We start from the raw sequence: 15,837 nt of genomic DNA, 5'->3' as shown, positions 1-15,837 counted from the left end.
TGGATGTTACGGAAAATAGCAATTCTTATTCCTACTTATAAACGTAGTTCATCATTATTACGTTTATTGAAATCCATTGAAAAATTAGAGACATTAAATAACTATACTGTCATTGTGGCAGATAACGATTCTTCTCAGCAAGAGTCTTTTAACATGATCAATGAAATCAAAGATGATTTTAATTTCCATATTGATGTCATTCTTGTTGAAGATAAAAATATCTCATTAGTTAGAAATATACTGTTAACTTTGGCCTTTGAAACATATAAGTGCGATGCAGTTGCTATGATTGATGATGATGAGATTGTTAGTTCTCGGTGGTTAGATGCACTTATTGAATGCCAGATACAGACAAATGCTGATGTGATACAAGGTAACACTTATCCTATTTTTTTGGATAAAAAAAGAAAATGGATGGAAAAAATTTCATTTTATTACCGAGACTTATTAGCATCAGATCCTAAAGATATAAATGTCAGCACTTGTAATGTATTTATTGTACGCCGAGTATATGAATCGATGAAGGAGCAGCTGTTTGACTTGAATTTTGGTGTTACAGGAGGAGAGGATACGGATTTTTTCCATAGAGCAAAGCAAATTGGGATTAGCTGTTTTTATTGCCGTGATGCACTGGCCTATGAATTCTACGACCAAAATCGTGCAAATATTTTTTGGGTATTAAAAAGAAGTTTTAGAGTAGGAAGAACAAATTATAGGATATTTAATAATAATGAACTGAGTAAGGTATGGATTACTGCTCTCATTATCCCATTTACTATTGTGAGGATTGGTTTTTTCTTTTGGCATCCAAACCTGTACATACATTATTTAATAAAGATATTTCGCCAATTTGGAGTTGTAGTTGAAGGTGTTCATTGTAATTTGAATAACTGATAATTATTTTAAATGAGTAGCTCACATGAGTAGAGTTTCTGTACTAATCCCCCATTATAATCAGCCTATACTTATTGTTAGTGCTATTGAGTCTATAATGAGAACTTGTTTGAGTGATGTGCAGATTTTAGTTACTGATGATCATTCATCAGAAGACAACTATATACAGCTCCAATATGTTTTAGAATATTTAGCAAGTAAAACTAATTTAAACATTAGGTTGTTTAGGAGTGATGTTAATGTCGGGACTTATCGATTGAAAAATGATATCATCAATAGAATTGATACTGAATTTATAACCTTTCATGATGCAGATGACTATTCTGTACCAATGAGACTAGATTGCCTGTATAATCTGATGAACAAAAATAGTCATATTGATATATTAGGTTCTTCATATATAGATTTCTACCAAAATTTCCATACGGTTAACTCATTTCGCATTAAGAAATTTTATAGAATCCCTTATATTGCACATCAACTTGGTAAGAAGTATCTGAGTTTTCAACCTTCTCAGTTAATTAGATTTAGTATATTTCGTACCCTTGGTGGTTTTGATGGTACAACTAGAATTGCTGCTGATGATGATTTTTTACTTAGGGCTATTCATTGTGTAAAGGTCAGGAATATTAACCGTCCCCTCTATGTAAAGATAGAAAGAGAAAGCTCTCTTACCACATCGTCTGTTACTGGATTCCAATCAGAAACTAGATTAAATTATATTAAGAAGCTAGATCAATTACGAAATACAATAAAGAGTAACTTACCATTATCAGAGTATATGAACAAACCTAACGATGTTCGATTTCACCTGAATGAAATCGAGTTAAAATAGTTGAAATGTTTTGATGTGAAATATGCTGTAGTTTCCAGTGAATGATTTTTATATTTTTTGTGACAGATACTCTAAGAGAGGTAGCATGGACGATATTAAAGAATGCTTAAAAGAAATTGTAGAAAAAATAAAGAGAGAAGAAAAAGTCTTAGCTATTCTTGGATATGGATCATATTTTACAGGTAAATATAAAAATGGAAGCAGTGATATTGACTTGCTTATTATAGATGGAAGTGAAATTGATTTATTTAGAAAGAAGGTAGTCTATCGTGAAGTAGAATTTGAACTTCGGTATATGGCAGAAAAATCTTTAGTAAAACTTTTATCTTATAAGCATGGACCAACAATAAAGCATATGTTGGATTCAGAGATTATTTTTGATAATAAAAATATAGCAAGAGAATTGAAACTAAAAACCTATTCTATAGTCGAGTCGCCTATTGTAGAAACATTTTCTATAGAAAATAGAAGGAAAAGTGCATTGCTAATTGAAAGCCTATACCGGAAGGTACATCAAGTGAAAGATGACCTTGGATTTTTCGAATTTGCATGTTCTAAGTTTTTGCTCAATATTGCAGATTCTTATATCAGACTTCATCGTCATTGGGGGCTGCAAGGTTTTCGCAAAATGATTAGCCAGCTCAAAGATATTGATGAAAGTTTTGCTGAGCATTTCTCACTGGCAATGAGCCCTAATCATATAGAAACAAGAATTAAGGAAATAGATTTTCTTTATAGAGAGGTTATTATGCTTCTTGGTGGTGAAACAAATTCTGATGAAAAATTTGTGAGTCAGGGCATTATGAACATACTGAATGTGGTTGATAACTAAATAATATTCCAAAATAGTGCTATATGTATTTTAATTAGGTTTTCTAATTGGATAATGAACTAACTTGTTGTTGAATTCACGGTTATTTCATTGTTGTAAATTATATTAATATTATCCAGGAATTTAGCATGAAAATGGATGTGACATTGAAGGATAACTTTGCGACAGGTTATATAAAATCTTTATTACTATACTCTTTACTATTAAGTGTCATTAGTTCTTTTGCTGCATTTTTTATGCAGTATCTGATTGACGCGGTTATATCATCAGGTGACTTGCGTTTTTTATTTATCTTTATGATATCTTATTTATTATATGAATCATTCAATATGATACTAACTTATTTGACTGCTCGCTTTAGAGCATCACTGGAAAAATATTTGGACTATTATTATTTAGATAAATATTTACTTGCTTTGATTACTACAAGATTATCTATATTGAATGATTATAATAAAGGTGGATTGATTCAAAGGATTTATGATGCTCAAAATATTAAAAAGTATTATTTGACTCTGCTAATAGATATTATTGTTAAGCTTGTTACGATTTTAATATTATCAATCATAGTGCTATATGTTAGTCCTCTAGTTGTCAGCTTCTTGATCTTAGGAATAATTATGCTGGTGGTTCTCTATTTTTTGTCTATCAAGAAAATGATTATTTTAGAAGAGCAGCGTTTTAAAATTAAATCAAATTTTCTTTCAATTATGGATGATATTATTGGAGGAAGGGAAACGATACGAGGCAATAATTATCGAAACAGGATTCTGAATAGATGTGTTGACAGGATGAATGATTTTTTGAATAGGGAGAAAAATGTTGCATTACTTGTTGCTGGTGTGAAAAGTAAAACTCTAACAGTTAACACAATCATTGGTACTGTTATTAGATGTGTCATGGTTATTAGCATTATTAGATATAGTAGTTTTTCACTAGGTATAATGTTGACATTAATTGCTTTTACAGAAATGTCTCTAAAACATACAATGCAGATTTTAGTTTCTTTTATGGAGTTGAAAAGATCAAGTATTACTCTTGAAAGGTATAAAGAATTCATGGGGAATAATGTTGTAGATGAGAGTTTATTGAATACTGAATTAGATGATAATATTGTTAGTGTAGACGAAATTACAGTGAGGAATCTTCATATTGGTACTAATGGAAATATCGTCTGTAAAATTCCGGATCTTACCTTTCAAAGTAATAAGATATATAAAATAATAGGACAGAATGGTATTGGTAAGACAACTTTATGTAAGACTTTGATTGGCTTGATTCCACCTGTAAATGGATCTGTGAATTTTTATGTTTCTGATAAAACTATTAAGCCTGAAATTCATATAAATCAATGCGCTGCATACTTCCCACAAGATATACTCTTTACTACAAGTATTATTGAAAATATTACATTAGGAAGAGACGTTGATAGGAATAAAGTTGAGAGTATGCTTAAAAAATTAAATTTATGGCAGACAATAGATAGCCTGCCTGAAAAACTAGATACCGTTATTAGTGATAAGGTTAACCCCTTTTCTGAAGGACAAAGACAAGTATTACTCTTTTTACGAGGTTATCTGTCAGATAAATCGGTATTGATATTTGATGAAATATTTAGAGGAGTTGATAATGAAAATGCTAAAGTCGTAAGTAAATTAATTTCAGAAAAAGAAGGTTGTATTATATTCTATGTCGCTCATGATTTTACTATCGATTGTGAAAATCATGAAGTGTTAGAGTTGAAAAGTGAAAAGGACTATGATTTCTTCAAACTAGAGGCTTTTAATGAATAAATTAAACTCTAATAATGAAGTTAAGTCAGAACTGCATAAAGAATATAAATTAATTATAAGTATAACAGTTTTTTTGCTGATTATATGTTTTGCTTTATCTTTTGTTGTGACTATAAAGAGGCGAGTTGTTTTAGAAAATGCTTTTATTAAAACCGCACCAGAACCTGTATTATTTTATGCAGAAAAGGATATAGACATTAAAAATTATAATGTTCGTGATGGTGATGTGATTAAAAAAGGAGATTCTATTTATAATGCGATTAATCCAGATTTAGAGGAGGCTGAATCTATTTTATTGCAAAATATAAAACGAGATAATACAAAAATTAATGCGATGGAAAAGTATATAGATAATGTCTATGAACGGATGAAGATTGAAAAAAATTATGAAGATTTTAAGTTTAATAAAAATGAAAGTGAATTAAAAAATATAGACTCTATTTTGAATGACCATAGGGATGACTATGATTTTTTTAGTCAAAGCTACAGAGAACAGATGAATTTTGTAGATAAATTGTTAAAGCATAATAATAATTATTTATCCACGAAAGATATTATTAAATATAAAATGGAATTATTTTCATCACGTCGTGGCTTGATTAATCTTGAATCTGATATATTAGACTTAGAGAAAAGAAAATACAGTTTAGATGATGAGCAGAGTAGATACATAATTGGAGCAACCAAATATAAAGAGTTAGATATGGAGCTTAACCAGTTAAGAGGTGAACTCTCTGTTCTTGTCTCAGAGTTGAATGTAAAAAACACACGGATAGAGAGTATAAAGAATGGTAAGTTGAGAATAGAAGGAATTGCAAAAGCTGATGGTAAGGTTGAGTTTAATAATATTAATGGCATCAGGCCTAAGCAGGTAAAAAAAGGAGAGTTGGTTTTTACTATATATCCTGATGGTAATCACTTTATAGCAAAAGGAGTTGTTAGTGAAAAATATATTAGAAAGATTAAAATTGGACAGAGCGTAGAATTAAAAATGGATGCTTATGATTATCTCAAGTATGGGGCAATAAAAGGGAAGGTTGAGACTATATTTGGCGTAAAAAACGGTACGGCTGAAATTGTGATTAATATTGTTGATAAAAGGGATTTTGATTTAGAGTTTGGTAATTCAATCAAGGCGTTTATCATCTTGGATGAAGTTAATCTGTATGAATATATATATGAAATAGTGTTTCCATATGTTGCTTAATGGTTTTATTACTTAATGTGATATTGTTGAAAAAGTTATTTTTACAGGTGTTTTAGTGTCAGTATGAATAAATCTTGGATTTAACTAATAAGCTACCGTCTTGATGGTCAGTTGCTATAGCAGACATCTTTCTCGCTAAAGGAAAAATGTAGTGAACTGTGCGCTGGGCAAAGCTGTACTGATCTTGTAGGTAAAATTCCCGCCGTAGAAAGGACACTGGCGGCTGAAATTAACCAGCCGAAAAGACTGTCTCGCCGCTAAATTGAAGGGACTCAGGGACTTCCTCTGGAAGAACCTCAGCACCGACAAATGGTAAGCCCTCAATATCGTCATCAGAGTGACAGAAGCTGGATAAATTATCACGGCATATCTGATAACTAGAGACGAGTTGGGCAGTTTATCTACCAAAGTGTGAAAATGATCTACCGGTGGCTCAATCGTAATGTTCAGTTCTTGCTGAATATGTGTGTGGGGACACGGATTTGTTGGGAGCCGGATGCGGTAGTTCTGTACGTCCGGTTCTAAAGATTACGTCAGTGTCAGACCATATTAATCACTGATACAGACAAACATTAATTTTTAACAAAAGGGTGAATGCAGAAAGGTTGCTTTGGCAGCCAGCGTGATAACAACGACAGGTAAGACCGGGACTCCCCAAACCTGAATGTTATTCTGAGCTTAAAGCTTGTCGGAGAAATAAGGCGTGAGTCAGTGGATTACATAGGGGTTCGCAGCTTTAAAAGGCTGCAACCTATCTGTCAGAGTTAAAATGATGGAGGTCCTTGCAAGCGGGACGTTCATATAAATAACATGTCACTGACCACCATTATTAAAGATACCCCAATATGGGTTTGGATTCTTTTTGCTTTTCTCATCAGGCTCGGGATTAGTGCCTTGTATGATCGTGAAATGCGAATTGATCGTCTTTTCTTACTACCAATAGTATTCCTGGTCTGGGGAATATATAACGTCATTTATGAAGCCACATTCTCAGAGTTAGCCTTGATAGCGATGATAGCCGGTTTACTTGTCGGGATTGTAATGGGATGGGGTTTGTGGAGTTCTCAACCAAGGTTACGCGAAAAAGCAGGCAGTGATTTAATCATCCGTCCTGGTATTTCGTTAACGCTGACGCTGATTGTTATCACATTTATCGTTAAGTTTATTATTACGGCCATGTTAAGCATTCACCTTGCGTTGTTGCATTCGTTACATTTTAATCTGTTTTTTTGCTTTAGTAATGGTGTGCTTGACGGTATTTTCTGGGGCGGAACGCTAAATCTTTTTATTCCTTGGTACAGAAACAGGACCAAGAGCGTCTACAAATAGTGTTTATGAAGCTCTAATACTCTCTGTTCTCCCCAGCCATGCGGTATACCTGATAAATTATTAATAGAAATAAAGAAGCGTTTGCTGAGAGCTTATTTACTCACAGAATAATCTTACTATGCGAAACTGCATATTATAATCAACGGGCCAATCGGCCCGTTTAAAGAGTTACTCATCGCTGTTAGTTGAAGTTTCAGGTCTTGGATTACCGGAAGGTTTACGGCGTTTGCCAATATTTTTACTATCTCGATGGCGTATTTTTACTTTTTTCTTTAGTTCTTCGGCTTTCTTTTTCTCTTTGTTTTCTTTGCGCTTAGCCAGTACTTTTTTCGATGGCTTGTTACTGGTTTTTTCACTTGGTGCTCTGGTTGTTGGACGAAGTTCATTAACAGTCCGTGGCTTCAGAGGTTCGTTTATATAGCGACTGATTTTGCCTAATAAAAGATGATCATGTGCTTCCACTAAGGTAATTGCGGTACCTTTGCGACCTGCGCGAGCCGTGCGGCCAATACGGTGTAGATATACGTCAGCGGTACGTGGTAAGTCGAAGTTGAAAACATGACTAATATCATCAATATCTAACCCACGGGAAGCAACATCAGTGGAAACCAGAACATTGACACTGCCATCATTCAAGCGCTTAACAGCTTCCGTCCTTTTAGCCTGTACCATTTCTCCTTCAAGGTACCAGGCTTTGATACCGGCTTGGCGCAATTCATCTACAAGCTCATGTACACGTTCACGTTTACGAACAAAAATGATGGATTTAGTAACATCCGGTTGTTTCAGCAAATGGCAAAGTAGGGCAGTTTTGTGTTTCAGATTATCTGCGCGATAGTAGAATTGCTGGATTTTTTTGCGTTCGCGGCGTGATGGTTCTGCATCAATTTCAATTGGATCTTTCAGTAAGCGTTCAGCAAAATCACGAATAGCGTCTCCTTCCAGAGTAGCAGAAAATAGCATAGTCTGTTTGCGCCAACGGGTCTCACCGGCGATGGTTTCAATGTCATTGGCAAAACCCATATCCAGCATACGATCTGCTTCATCAAGGATCAGCGTTTCAACTGCTCGGCAATCAAAGTTTTCTTCTTTGATATATTGCAACAGACGACCTGTAGTAGCGACGACAATATCTTGATTTTCACTGAAAACTTCTGCATGGTTCATATATGCTACGCCGCCAGTAATCGTAGCAATATCCAGATTGGTATGTGCAGCAAGTTCTTTTGCCTGGTTTGCCACCTGCATTGCCAGTTCACGGGTTGGTGTTAGGATCAAAATGCGTGGTGGGCCAGATTTTTTGCGTGGAAAATCCAGTAAATGTTGCAGAGCTGGCAGTAGATAGGCCGCAGTTTTGCCTGTACCAGTCGGTGCGGAACCCAAAACATCACGTCCATCCATTGCTGCTGGAATAGCCGCGGCTTGAATTGCTGTTGGGCGGGAGTAACCTTTGTTATTCAGAGCATCAAGCAGGCGTTCATCTAGGTCAAGTTCAGAAAAATTTGTTGCAGTCATTATATACCTCTGTTTGGGTCGCCGATTATAAACAGGTTAGGCATATTGTTCATCTATTAATACTGTCAGGGAAGCAGATCGCTTTTATCGGAACGTAATTCCCCTTATCCTATAGCGAAATTTTTTTGTGCTGACAGATGTAGGTTATTAATTTGGAAAAGAAACGATCTCTGCGTCGGGGTGGATTTACTTTTAAGCAATTTTTTGTCGGTCATGATCGATGTGCGATGAAAGTAGGGACTGATGGTGTTCTATTGGGTGCATGGGCTTCGGTTAGTGACAAAAAAGCAATTTTAGATATTGGCTGTGGTAGCGGGTTGATTGCTCTGATGTTGGCACAGCGAACCGATAAAAATACAAAAATTGACGCGGTGGAACTGGATATAAATGCCGCATTCCAAGCACAAGAGAATGTAGAGCAGTCTCCATGGCGAAGAAAAGTAAATGTTTATCATCAGGATATTAATGATTTTGCTGATCGATATTCACAATGTTATGACCTGATTGTGAGTAATCCACCTTATTTTGAGCCTGCTATTGCTTGCCGGAATGAAGCGAGGGAGCAGGCTCGTTATACTGGCTCTCTGACTCATCAGCGGTTATTGCAAGACGCAGAAAAGCTAATCACGCCAGACGGTCTGTTCTGTGTGGTATTACCATATGCTATTGGTGAGGTATTCGAAACAATGGCGTGTCAGCGAGGCTGGTTTTCTCATGATCGGGTTAATATTCGTGATAGGAAAGGTAAACCATTGCATCGGATGTTGTTGGCACTTTCTCGTCAGGAAAGTACAGGTTTAATCAGTGAGTTGACCATCCGTCAGCCAGATGGTGTATACACACTGGAATTTCAGCAGCTGGTGACGGATTTCTATCTTTATTATTGAAATAATCACTCTGAGGTGTCGTTATGAGTAGGTTTTGCCGGCAGAGATCAAGGTGTCAGAATCGTCGGTTTTGACTCTGGCAGTAAGTTGGGATAATCCAGCGTGAAATGCAGACCCCGGCTCTCTTTCCTTTCTAGTGCACAACGTACAATTAATTCAGCGACTTGCACTAAATTTCGTAATTCCAGTAGATTATTGGAGATTCTGAAATTGGAGTAATAGTCGTGAATTTCTTGCTGTAGCAAATTAATGCGGCGCAATGCTCGTTCCAGGCGTTTGGTTGTACGCACGATGCCAACGTAATCCCACATAAACAAGCGTAATTCGTGCCAATTGTGCTGAATGACGACTTGTTCGTCTGAATTATCAACGCGGCTCTCATCCCAAAGGGGGAGTTCTGGTACTTCTTCGATTTTTTCAATCTGTTGTTGGATATCTTCAGCAGCAGACCAGCCGTAAACCAAACATTCCAGCAGAGAATTGGATGCCATACGATTTGCACCATGCAGGCCAGTGTAGCTGACTTCACCGATAGCATATAAATTGTTGAGGTCAGTACGCCCCTGATGATCGACGACGATACCCCCGCAGGTGTAATGTGCGGCAGGCACGATTGGAATCGGTTCTTTGGTTAGATCAAAGCCCAATGTCAGCAGTTTTTCATAAATCATTGGAAAATGCTGGATAATGAAATCAGCGGGTTTATGGCTAATATCTAAAAACATGCAATCAGCGCCAAGGCGTTTCATTTCATGGTCAATAGCTCGCGCTACGATGTCGCGAGGAGCAAGTTCAGCACGTTCATCAAAATCAGGCATAAAACGACTGCCATCTGGTCGTCTCAGATAAGCACCTTCACCTCTTAAAGCTTCAGTTAGCAGGAAATTACGTGCTTGTGGATGAAACAGACAAGTCGGATGAAACTGATTAAATTCTAGATTGGCGATGCGGCAGCCGGCACGCCATGCCATTGCAATGCCATCACCGGATGAGATATCGGGATTTGTGGTGTATTGATAAACTTTAGCTGCGCCACCAGTTGCCAGTACAACGACTTTTGCGCGATGAGTTTCTACTTGTTCCTGCTGGCGGTTCCAAATGTAAGCGCCAACTACTCGATTATTCCCATTGAATTGAGCTTTATTTGAGGTAATTAAATCAACTGCGTTACAGCGTTCTCTCACAATAATGTTCGGATGAGACTTGGCTTTTTCAACCAGTGTGGTTTCTACTTCTTTACCCGTTGCATCTGCATGATGCAGAATACGTCGATGGCTGTGTCCACCTTCACGGGTCAGATGATATTGTTTTTCTCCATCTTCACGGGTTTCTGTATCAAATGAAACACCTTGATCAATCAGCCATTGTACACAATGGCGGGCGTTACTGGTGATAAATTCGACGGCACTTTTATCGCAAAGTCCTGCTCCGGCGATCAAAGTGTCTTCAACATGAGATGCGATACTATCTGTTTTATCAAATACAGCGGCGATACCCCCTTGTGCATAATAAGATGCGCTTTCGCTGAGAATACTTTTGCTTAATACAGTAATTTTATGTTGTGAAGCTAGTCGTAAAGCTAAAGACAGACCAGCCACACCACTGCCTATAATAAGTACATCACTGTAATGTTGTGAGAATAATGATTGCATAATTGATGATGTTGGAGAAGATGAGTAAAAATCATGTTAGCCTATCAGATATGATAAAGGCTATGATTGCAACAAAATGATGACAGAAATTGAACTTCGCAGAATTTTATTACTCAAAGCCATGCTTGCTCGAGAAACAGGACAGAATGGTTGGTTTAATAAATATGAATGCGGAGTTTTGCTTCAGGAGATTTAACCTCGGATGAGCGAGCAGTTAACGGATCAAATGCTGGTCGAGCGAGTGCAGAAAGGTGACCAAAAGGCGTTTAACTTACTGGTGGTGAGATATCAGCATAAAGTAGCGAGCCTTGTATCCCGCTATATTCCGCAGGGTGATGTTCCTGACGTTGCGCAGGAGGCATTTATTAAAGCCTATCGGGCATTAGCTTCATTTCGTGGCGATAGTGCTTTTTATACTTGGTTGTATCGTATTGCAGTAAATACTGCAAAGAACTATTTGGTTTCTCAAGGGAGACGTCCACCATCCACTGATTTGGATGTTAATGACGTTGAAAATTATGAAGCTTCGAACGCACTAAAAGAAATTTCGAACCCTGAGAATTTAATGTTGTCAGAAGAATTAAGGCAGGTGGTTTTCCGGACCATTGAATCTCTTCCTGAGGATTTGCGAATGGCAATAACGCTGAGGGAATTAGATGGGCTAAGCTATGAAGAGATAGCCGTTGTTATGGATTGTCCGGTAGGTACAGTTCGTTCCCGTATCTTCCGGGCAAGGGAAGCCATTGATGATAAAATTCAACCACTGATTTAAAATTAAAAATAGTGGGATAATACTGAAGGGTACTTTGGCATGCAAAGAGAAAAACTTTCCGCACTGATGGATGGCGAAGCTCTTGATAGTGAAGTCGTTAGTATTTTGTCTAAAGATTCTGCAATGCAGAAACACTGGGAAAATTACCACTTGATCCGTGATACATTGCGCGGTGATGTGACTGAAGTATTGCATATGGATATTGCAAGCCGGGTTGCGCAGGCACTTGAAAAGGAGCCGGTTCATTTTAACCCTGGGGCTGTTCCTGAATCTCAGCCTCAGCCGGAGACTTGGCAGAAAGCGACGTTCTGGCAAAAACTCCGTCCTTGGGGAAGTCAAATTACTCAAGTGGGTGTTGCAGCCTGTGTTTCGTTGGCAGTACTGATAGGTGTACAGCAGTACAATAGCCATAATTCTGTGGATCTTGGATATCAATCCGATACACCGGTATTCAATACATTGCCGATAATGGGATCTGCATCCCCAGTGAGCTTGGGGGTGCCTTCTGGCGAAGATATGTTTGGTAATGATCAGCGTATGCAGGTGCAGGAACGTAATAAACGCATTAACATCATGCTACAACAATATGAACTTGATCGCCGTGTACATTTTGAACAAAATGACGGACAGGGAATACCACCACAGACTGCCATTCCGGTTCCCGGAACGCAATCTTTAGGAACACAACAGTAGTAATGAAATATATCTGGTTTTCCGTCTTTTTGCTGGCGGGCAGCCTGTTTACTCCTCTACAAGCCTCGGCACAGCTTAGCAGCGCTGAGGCTTTGTTGCAGGAGATGGGTAGCGCCACTCAGTCTCTAACTTATGAGCTTGCTTTTATTAATCTCAGCCCGCAAGCTATTGTCTCAGTTCGTTATCGACATGCCATTATCAATGGTATTCCAATTGCTCAAATCATGCAGATGGATGGTTCCCGTAGGGAGATTGTCCAGCGCGGTAATGAGATCAGTTATTTTGAACCAGGATTGGATGCTTTCAGTCTTAATGGTGATCATATTATTGATTATTTACCTGCGGTTGTTTTTGCTGACTTCACTCAGTTGAAAAAATACTACAATTTCATCGATGTTGGTCGTACTCATATAGGTGACAGACCTTGCCGGGTTGTACGCATCATTTCCAAAGATGAAGTACGTTATAATTACATTTTACTTATCGACGAAGAAACACATTTACCCTTACGTATTGATTTACTTGATCGTGATAGTGAAACACTTGAGCAGTTTCGGGTTGTTTCCTCGACAATAGGTGGGGATGTCTATGATGCAATGAGTGTGATTACTCGCCTGAATATGCCACCAATGTTGGTCATTCCATCATCGGAGAAGGCGGTATTCAACTGGAAAGTAGGTAAATTGCCGGATGGTTTCACGGAGGTTTCGCGCAACCGGCGTAAACTGTCGAATAATGATTCGCTCGAGTCTATTATGTTCAGTGATGGTTTATTCAGTTTTTCAGTGAATGTGATTAACGCGGATAAGACCAGTAAATTAGAGCATCTTCTTCGTCGTGGGCACCGAACGATTTATAGTGTAACACGTGGGGCAAAGGAGGTTACTGTTATTGGTGAACTACCATTGGCAACTGCTAAGTATGTTGCCGCAGGTGTTGCATTTATGGGAGCTAACTGATGATCAAAGAATGGGCAACAGTCATCCATTGGCAGCAAGGCAGAGCATTATTGCGCTATGGTTCTTCTTCTGGTTGTGGCAGTTGTCAGGCTCGTACTGCGTGTGGTTCTTATTTACTGAACAAATTAGGGCCTGATGGTGTTCATCAGATCGAACTCGATATTTTACAGCCGTTACAACCAGGGCAGAAAGTGGAGGTTGGTATCCCTGAAGGAAGCTTACTGCGTTCAGCGTTATTGGTTTATCTGACTCCACTTATTGGGCTATTCCTTGGTGGTGCACTTGTTCAGTTATGGATGACCAATCAATTGTGGGTGTTTTGTGGCGGGATATTGGGAGGAATCTCAGGATTTTTCTTTGCCCGTAAAGTTGCTACTTATTGGGATAATCAGCAGGAATACCAGCCGGTAGTTTTACAAATTGGCTTGCCTCCTGATGCAGTTCGTGTTCAGCATCGGGAATAAATCTGTTTTAATCACACAGAACTTTTAATTTACTGATCATACTAAAGCCACAGGCATGACTAGGTTTTCACAGATTTGGCATGTAGAATACAGCCTTTTAGGCCAGTGGCCGAACCTATAAACCGTCGCTTTATGTCCCTCTGTGTGTCCATTAGGCGAATGATTCAGAAATACCAAGGCAGAAAAATATTTATAATGAAGCAAATACGAAATTTCTCCATTATTGCCCACATTGACCACGGTAAGTCGACGTTATCTGACCGTATTATTCAAATTTGTGGTGGCTTAACAGATCGTGAAATGGCAGAGCAAGTGCTGGACTCTATGGAACTTGAGCGTGAACGTGGTATCACCATCAAGGCGCAGAGTGTTACCTTGGATTACAAAGCCAATGATGGGCAGCTCTATCAATTAAACTTTATCGACACGCCAGGGCACGTTGACTTCTCATATGAGGTTTCCCGTTCGTTGGCTGCTTGTGAAGGAGCATTGCTGGTGGTTGATGCTGGGCAGGGTGTGGAAGCTCAGACACTGGCTAACTGTTATACCGCTCTGGATATGAATCTGGAAGTTGTTCCTGTGTTGAATAAAATCGATTTACCTGCTGCGGAACCTGAGCGCGTAGCAGAAGAAATTGAGGACATTGTTGGGATTGATGCTACTGATGCAGTGCGCTGTTCAGCTAAAACGGGTGTCGGCGTACAGGATGTCATTGAGCGTTTAGTTAAAGAGATTCCGGCTCCGGAAGGCGATCCTAATGCGCCGTTACAGGCACTTATTATCGACTCATGGTTTGATAACTATCTCGGTGTTGTCTCGCTGGTGCGTATTAAAAATGGTACCTTGCGCAAGGGCGATAAAATCAAAGTGATGAGTACCGGTCAGGTATATAACGCTGATCGTCTTGGAATTTTCACACCGAAGCGAGTTGACCGCGATGTATTAGATTGCGGTGAAGTAGGTTGGTTGGTTTGTGCGATTAAAGACATTCTTGGTGCCCCTGTCGGAGATACATTGACGTTGGCCCGCCAACCTGCGGAAAAACCACTGCCAGGTTTTAAGAAAGTAAAACCACAGGTTTATGCAGGATTATTCCCTGTCAGTTCTGATGACTATGAAGCATTCCGTGATGCATTGGGTAAGTTGAGTCTGAATGATGCTTCTCTGTTTTATGAGCCAGAAAGTTCTTCTGCACTGGGTTTTGGTTTCCGTTGTGGTTTCCTTGGTCTATTGCATATGGAGATTATTCAAGAGCGTCTGGAACGTGAATATGATCTCGACCTTATTACAACTGCACCAACGGTTGTTTATGAAGTGGAAACGACTAGCCACGATATTCTCTATGTGGACAGTCCTTCTAAATTGCCGCCGTTGAATAATATTGAAGAGTTGCGTGAACCTATTGCTGAGTGTCACATGTTGTTACCTCAGGAATACTTGGGGAATGTCATTACCTTATGTATTGAGAAGCGTGGAGTGCAGACCAACATGGTTTACCATGGTAAACAAGTTGCACTGACTTACGAAATACCGATGGCTGAAGTCGTGTTGGATTTCTTTGATCGATTGAAATCTACATCTCGTGGTTATGCTTCACTGGATTATAATTTCACTCGTTTCCAGGCATCTGATATGGTGCGTGTGGATGTGTTAATTAATGGTGAACGAGTTGATGCATTGGCGTTGATTACTCATCGTGATAATGCCCAGTATCGTGGCCGGGAATTGGTTGAGAAGATGAAAGAGCTCATTCCTCGTCAGCAGTTTGATATCGCGATCCAGGCTGCGATTGGCAATCATATTATTGCTCGCTCAACAGTGAAGCAATTGCGTAAAAACGTCTTGGCGAAGTGTTATGGTGGTGACGTTAGCCGTAAGAAAAAGCTATTGCAGAAACAGAAAGAGGGTAAGAAACGCATGAAGCAGGTTGGTAATGTTGAGTTACCACAAGAAGCTTTCTTAGCCATTCTTCATGTTGGTAAAGACAATTAATAAGGTTGTAAGG

The 15,837-nt window shown here is 38.6% G+C and carries 14 protein-coding genes and 1 pseudogene; 13 read left to right on the top strand and 2 right to left on the bottom strand.

Translation table 11 applies throughout. From position 1 onward, the window contains the following. The first annotated feature begins 3 nt into the window (after positions 1-3). The 7 genes and pseudogenes from BDD30_RS04985 to BDD30_RS04955 all read left to right on the top strand — a co-directional run bounded on the left by BDD30_RS04985 (position 4) and on the right by BDD30_RS04955 (position 6,890). Entirely contained in the window at positions 4-894 is an 891-nt protein-coding gene (locus tag BDD30_RS04985; protein ID WP_015833436.1) for a glycosyltransferase family 2 protein, read from the top strand. Between the two features lie 25 nt (positions 895-919). Further along, positions 920-1,729 carry a glycosyltransferase family 2 protein gene (locus BDD30_RS04980; RefSeq protein ID WP_015833437.1) on the top strand — a complete coding sequence of 270 codons (810 nt, stop codon included), beginning with the start codon at positions 920-922 and terminating at the stop codon, positions 1,727-1,729. A gap of 85 nt (positions 1,730-1,814) precedes the next feature. After that, positions 1,815-2,561 carry a nucleotidyltransferase domain-containing protein gene (locus BDD30_RS04975; protein WP_015833438.1) on the top strand — a complete coding sequence of 249 codons (747 nt, stop codon included), beginning with the start codon at positions 1,815-1,817 and terminating at the stop codon, positions 2,559-2,561. A 128-nt stretch (positions 2,562-2,689) separates the two neighbouring features. Beyond that, positions 2,690-4,354, top strand: a complete 1,665-nt coding sequence (locus BDD30_RS04970; RefSeq protein ID WP_015833439.1) for an ATP-binding cassette domain-containing protein — start codon at positions 2,690-2,692, stop codon at positions 4,352-4,354. Beyond that, entirely contained in the window at positions 4,347-5,561 is a 1,215-nt protein-coding gene (locus tag BDD30_RS04965) for an HlyD family secretion protein (RefSeq protein WP_015833440.1), read from the top strand. The genes BDD30_RS04970 and BDD30_RS04965 overlap by 8 nt, the downstream gene beginning before the upstream one ends. Before the next feature lie 208 nt (positions 5,562-5,769). Then, positions 5,770-6,002: pseudogene (locus BDD30_RS04960) on the top strand (group II intron reverse transcriptase/maturase); the annotation flags it as partial. 369 nt (positions 6,003-6,371) lie between these two features. Further along, the gene (locus BDD30_RS04955; RefSeq protein WP_015833441.1) at positions 6,372-6,890 is read left to right on the top strand and encodes a DUF6622 family protein; all 519 of its coding nucleotides are present in this window, start codon (positions 6,372-6,374) and stop codon (positions 6,888-6,890) included. Positions 6,891-7,058: 168 nt separating this feature from the next. Here BDD30_RS04955 and srmB read toward each other — a convergent pair whose 3' ends face one another. Further along, positions 7,059-8,405, bottom strand: coding sequence for an ATP-dependent RNA helicase SrmB (gene srmB / locus BDD30_RS04950; protein ID WP_015833442.1), 1,347 nt, complete (start codon positions 8,403-8,405; stop codon positions 7,059-7,061). Positions 8,406-8,557: 152 nt separating this feature from the next. Between srmB and trmN the strand changes: the two genes are divergently transcribed. Continuing rightward, positions 8,558-9,292, top strand: a complete 735-nt coding sequence (gene trmN, locus BDD30_RS04945; RefSeq protein ID WP_015833443.1) for a tRNA(1)(Val) (adenine(37)-N(6))-methyltransferase TrmN — start codon at positions 8,558-8,560, stop codon at positions 9,290-9,292. Between the two features lie 47 nt (positions 9,293-9,339). Here the strand turns inward: trmN and nadB are convergent, their stop codons facing one another. Next, positions 9,340-10,944 carry an L-aspartate oxidase gene (nadB, locus tag BDD30_RS04940; protein WP_015833444.1) on the bottom strand — a complete coding sequence of 535 codons (1,605 nt, stop codon included), beginning with the start codon at positions 10,942-10,944 and terminating at the stop codon, positions 9,340-9,342. 202 nt (positions 10,945-11,146) lie between these two features. On the opposite strand from nadB, the gene rpoE reads away from it, so the two are divergent. From rpoE to lepA, 5 genes are all read left to right on the top strand, one after another. Beyond that, positions 11,147-11,716: an RNA polymerase sigma factor RpoE gene (rpoE, locus tag BDD30_RS04935; protein WP_015833445.1), complete on the top strand. Its 570-nt coding sequence runs from the start codon at positions 11,147-11,149 to the stop codon at positions 11,714-11,716. A 39-nt stretch (positions 11,717-11,755) separates the two neighbouring features. After that, positions 11,756-12,409, top strand: a complete 654-nt coding sequence (gene rseA / locus BDD30_RS04930; protein WP_015833446.1) for an anti-sigma-E factor RseA — start codon at positions 11,756-11,758, stop codon at positions 12,407-12,409. 2 nt (positions 12,410-12,411) lie between these two features. Beyond that, on the top strand, positions 12,412-13,368 hold the full coding sequence (rseB, locus tag BDD30_RS04925) for a sigma-E factor regulatory protein RseB (RefSeq protein ID WP_015833447.1): 957 nt from the start codon (positions 12,412-12,414) through the stop codon (positions 13,366-13,368). Then, a complete protein-coding gene (gene rseC / locus BDD30_RS04920; RefSeq protein ID WP_015833448.1) occupies positions 13,368-13,832 on the top strand; it encodes a SoxR-reducing system protein RseC in 465 nt (154 codons plus the stop codon). Before rseB ends, rseC begins: the two co-directional genes overlap by 1 nt. 195 nt (positions 13,833-14,027) lie before the next feature. Beyond that, positions 14,028-15,824 (top strand): translation elongation factor 4, encoded by a 1,797-nt coding sequence (gene lepA, locus BDD30_RS04915; protein WP_015833449.1) that lies wholly within the window; start codon positions 14,028-14,030, stop codon positions 15,822-15,824. Positions 15,825-15,837 lie beyond the last annotated feature (13 nt).

It is taken from the genome of Photorhabdus asymbiotica (genome assembly GCF_003634575.1).
GTDB classification, from domain to species: Bacteria; Pseudomonadota; Gammaproteobacteria; order Enterobacterales; family Enterobacteriaceae; genus Photorhabdus; species Photorhabdus asymbiotica.
This window is presented reverse-complemented; position numbering and strand designations above follow the sequence as displayed.

Excerpts from the sequence above, each read along its gene's own strand:
- nadB (WP_015833444.1), bottom strand. The coding sequence starts at position 10,944 with ATGCAATCATTATTCTCACAACATTACAGTGATGTACTTATTATAGGC.
- BDD30_RS04955 (WP_015833441.1), top strand. The coding sequence starts at position 6,372 with ATGTCACTGACCACCATTATTAAAGATACCCCAATATGGGTTTGGATT.
- BDD30_RS04965 (WP_015833440.1), top strand. The coding sequence starts at position 4,347 with ATGAATAAATTAAACTCTAATAATGAAGTTAAGTCAGAACTGCATAAA.
- BDD30_RS04985 (WP_015833436.1), top strand. The coding sequence starts at position 4 with ATGTTACGGAAAATAGCAATTCTTATTCCTACTTATAAACGTAGTTCA.
- srmB (WP_015833442.1), bottom strand. The coding sequence starts at position 8,405 with ATGACTGCAACAAATTTTTCTGAACTTGACCTAGATGAACGCCTGCTT.
- lepA (WP_015833449.1), top strand. The coding sequence starts at position 14,028 with ATGAAGCAAATACGAAATTTCTCCATTATTGCCCACATTGACCACGGT.
- BDD30_RS04980 (WP_015833437.1), top strand. The coding sequence starts at position 920 with ATGAGTAGAGTTTCTGTACTAATCCCCCATTATAATCAGCCTATACTT.
- rseB (WP_015833447.1), top strand. The coding sequence starts at position 12,412 with ATGAAATATATCTGGTTTTCCGTCTTTTTGCTGGCGGGCAGCCTGTTT.
- BDD30_RS04975 (WP_015833438.1), top strand. The coding sequence starts at position 1,815 with ATGGACGATATTAAAGAATGCTTAAAAGAAATTGTAGAAAAAATAAAG.
- rseA (WP_015833446.1), top strand. The coding sequence starts at position 11,756 with ATGCAAAGAGAAAAACTTTCCGCACTGATGGATGGCGAAGCTCTTGAT.
- rpoE (WP_015833445.1), top strand. The coding sequence starts at position 11,147 with ATGAGCGAGCAGTTAACGGATCAAATGCTGGTCGAGCGAGTGCAGAAA.
- BDD30_RS04970 (WP_015833439.1), top strand. The coding sequence starts at position 2,690 with ATGAAAATGGATGTGACATTGAAGGATAACTTTGCGACAGGTTATATA.
- rseC (WP_015833448.1), top strand. The coding sequence starts at position 13,368 with ATGATCAAAGAATGGGCAACAGTCATCCATTGGCAGCAAGGCAGAGCA.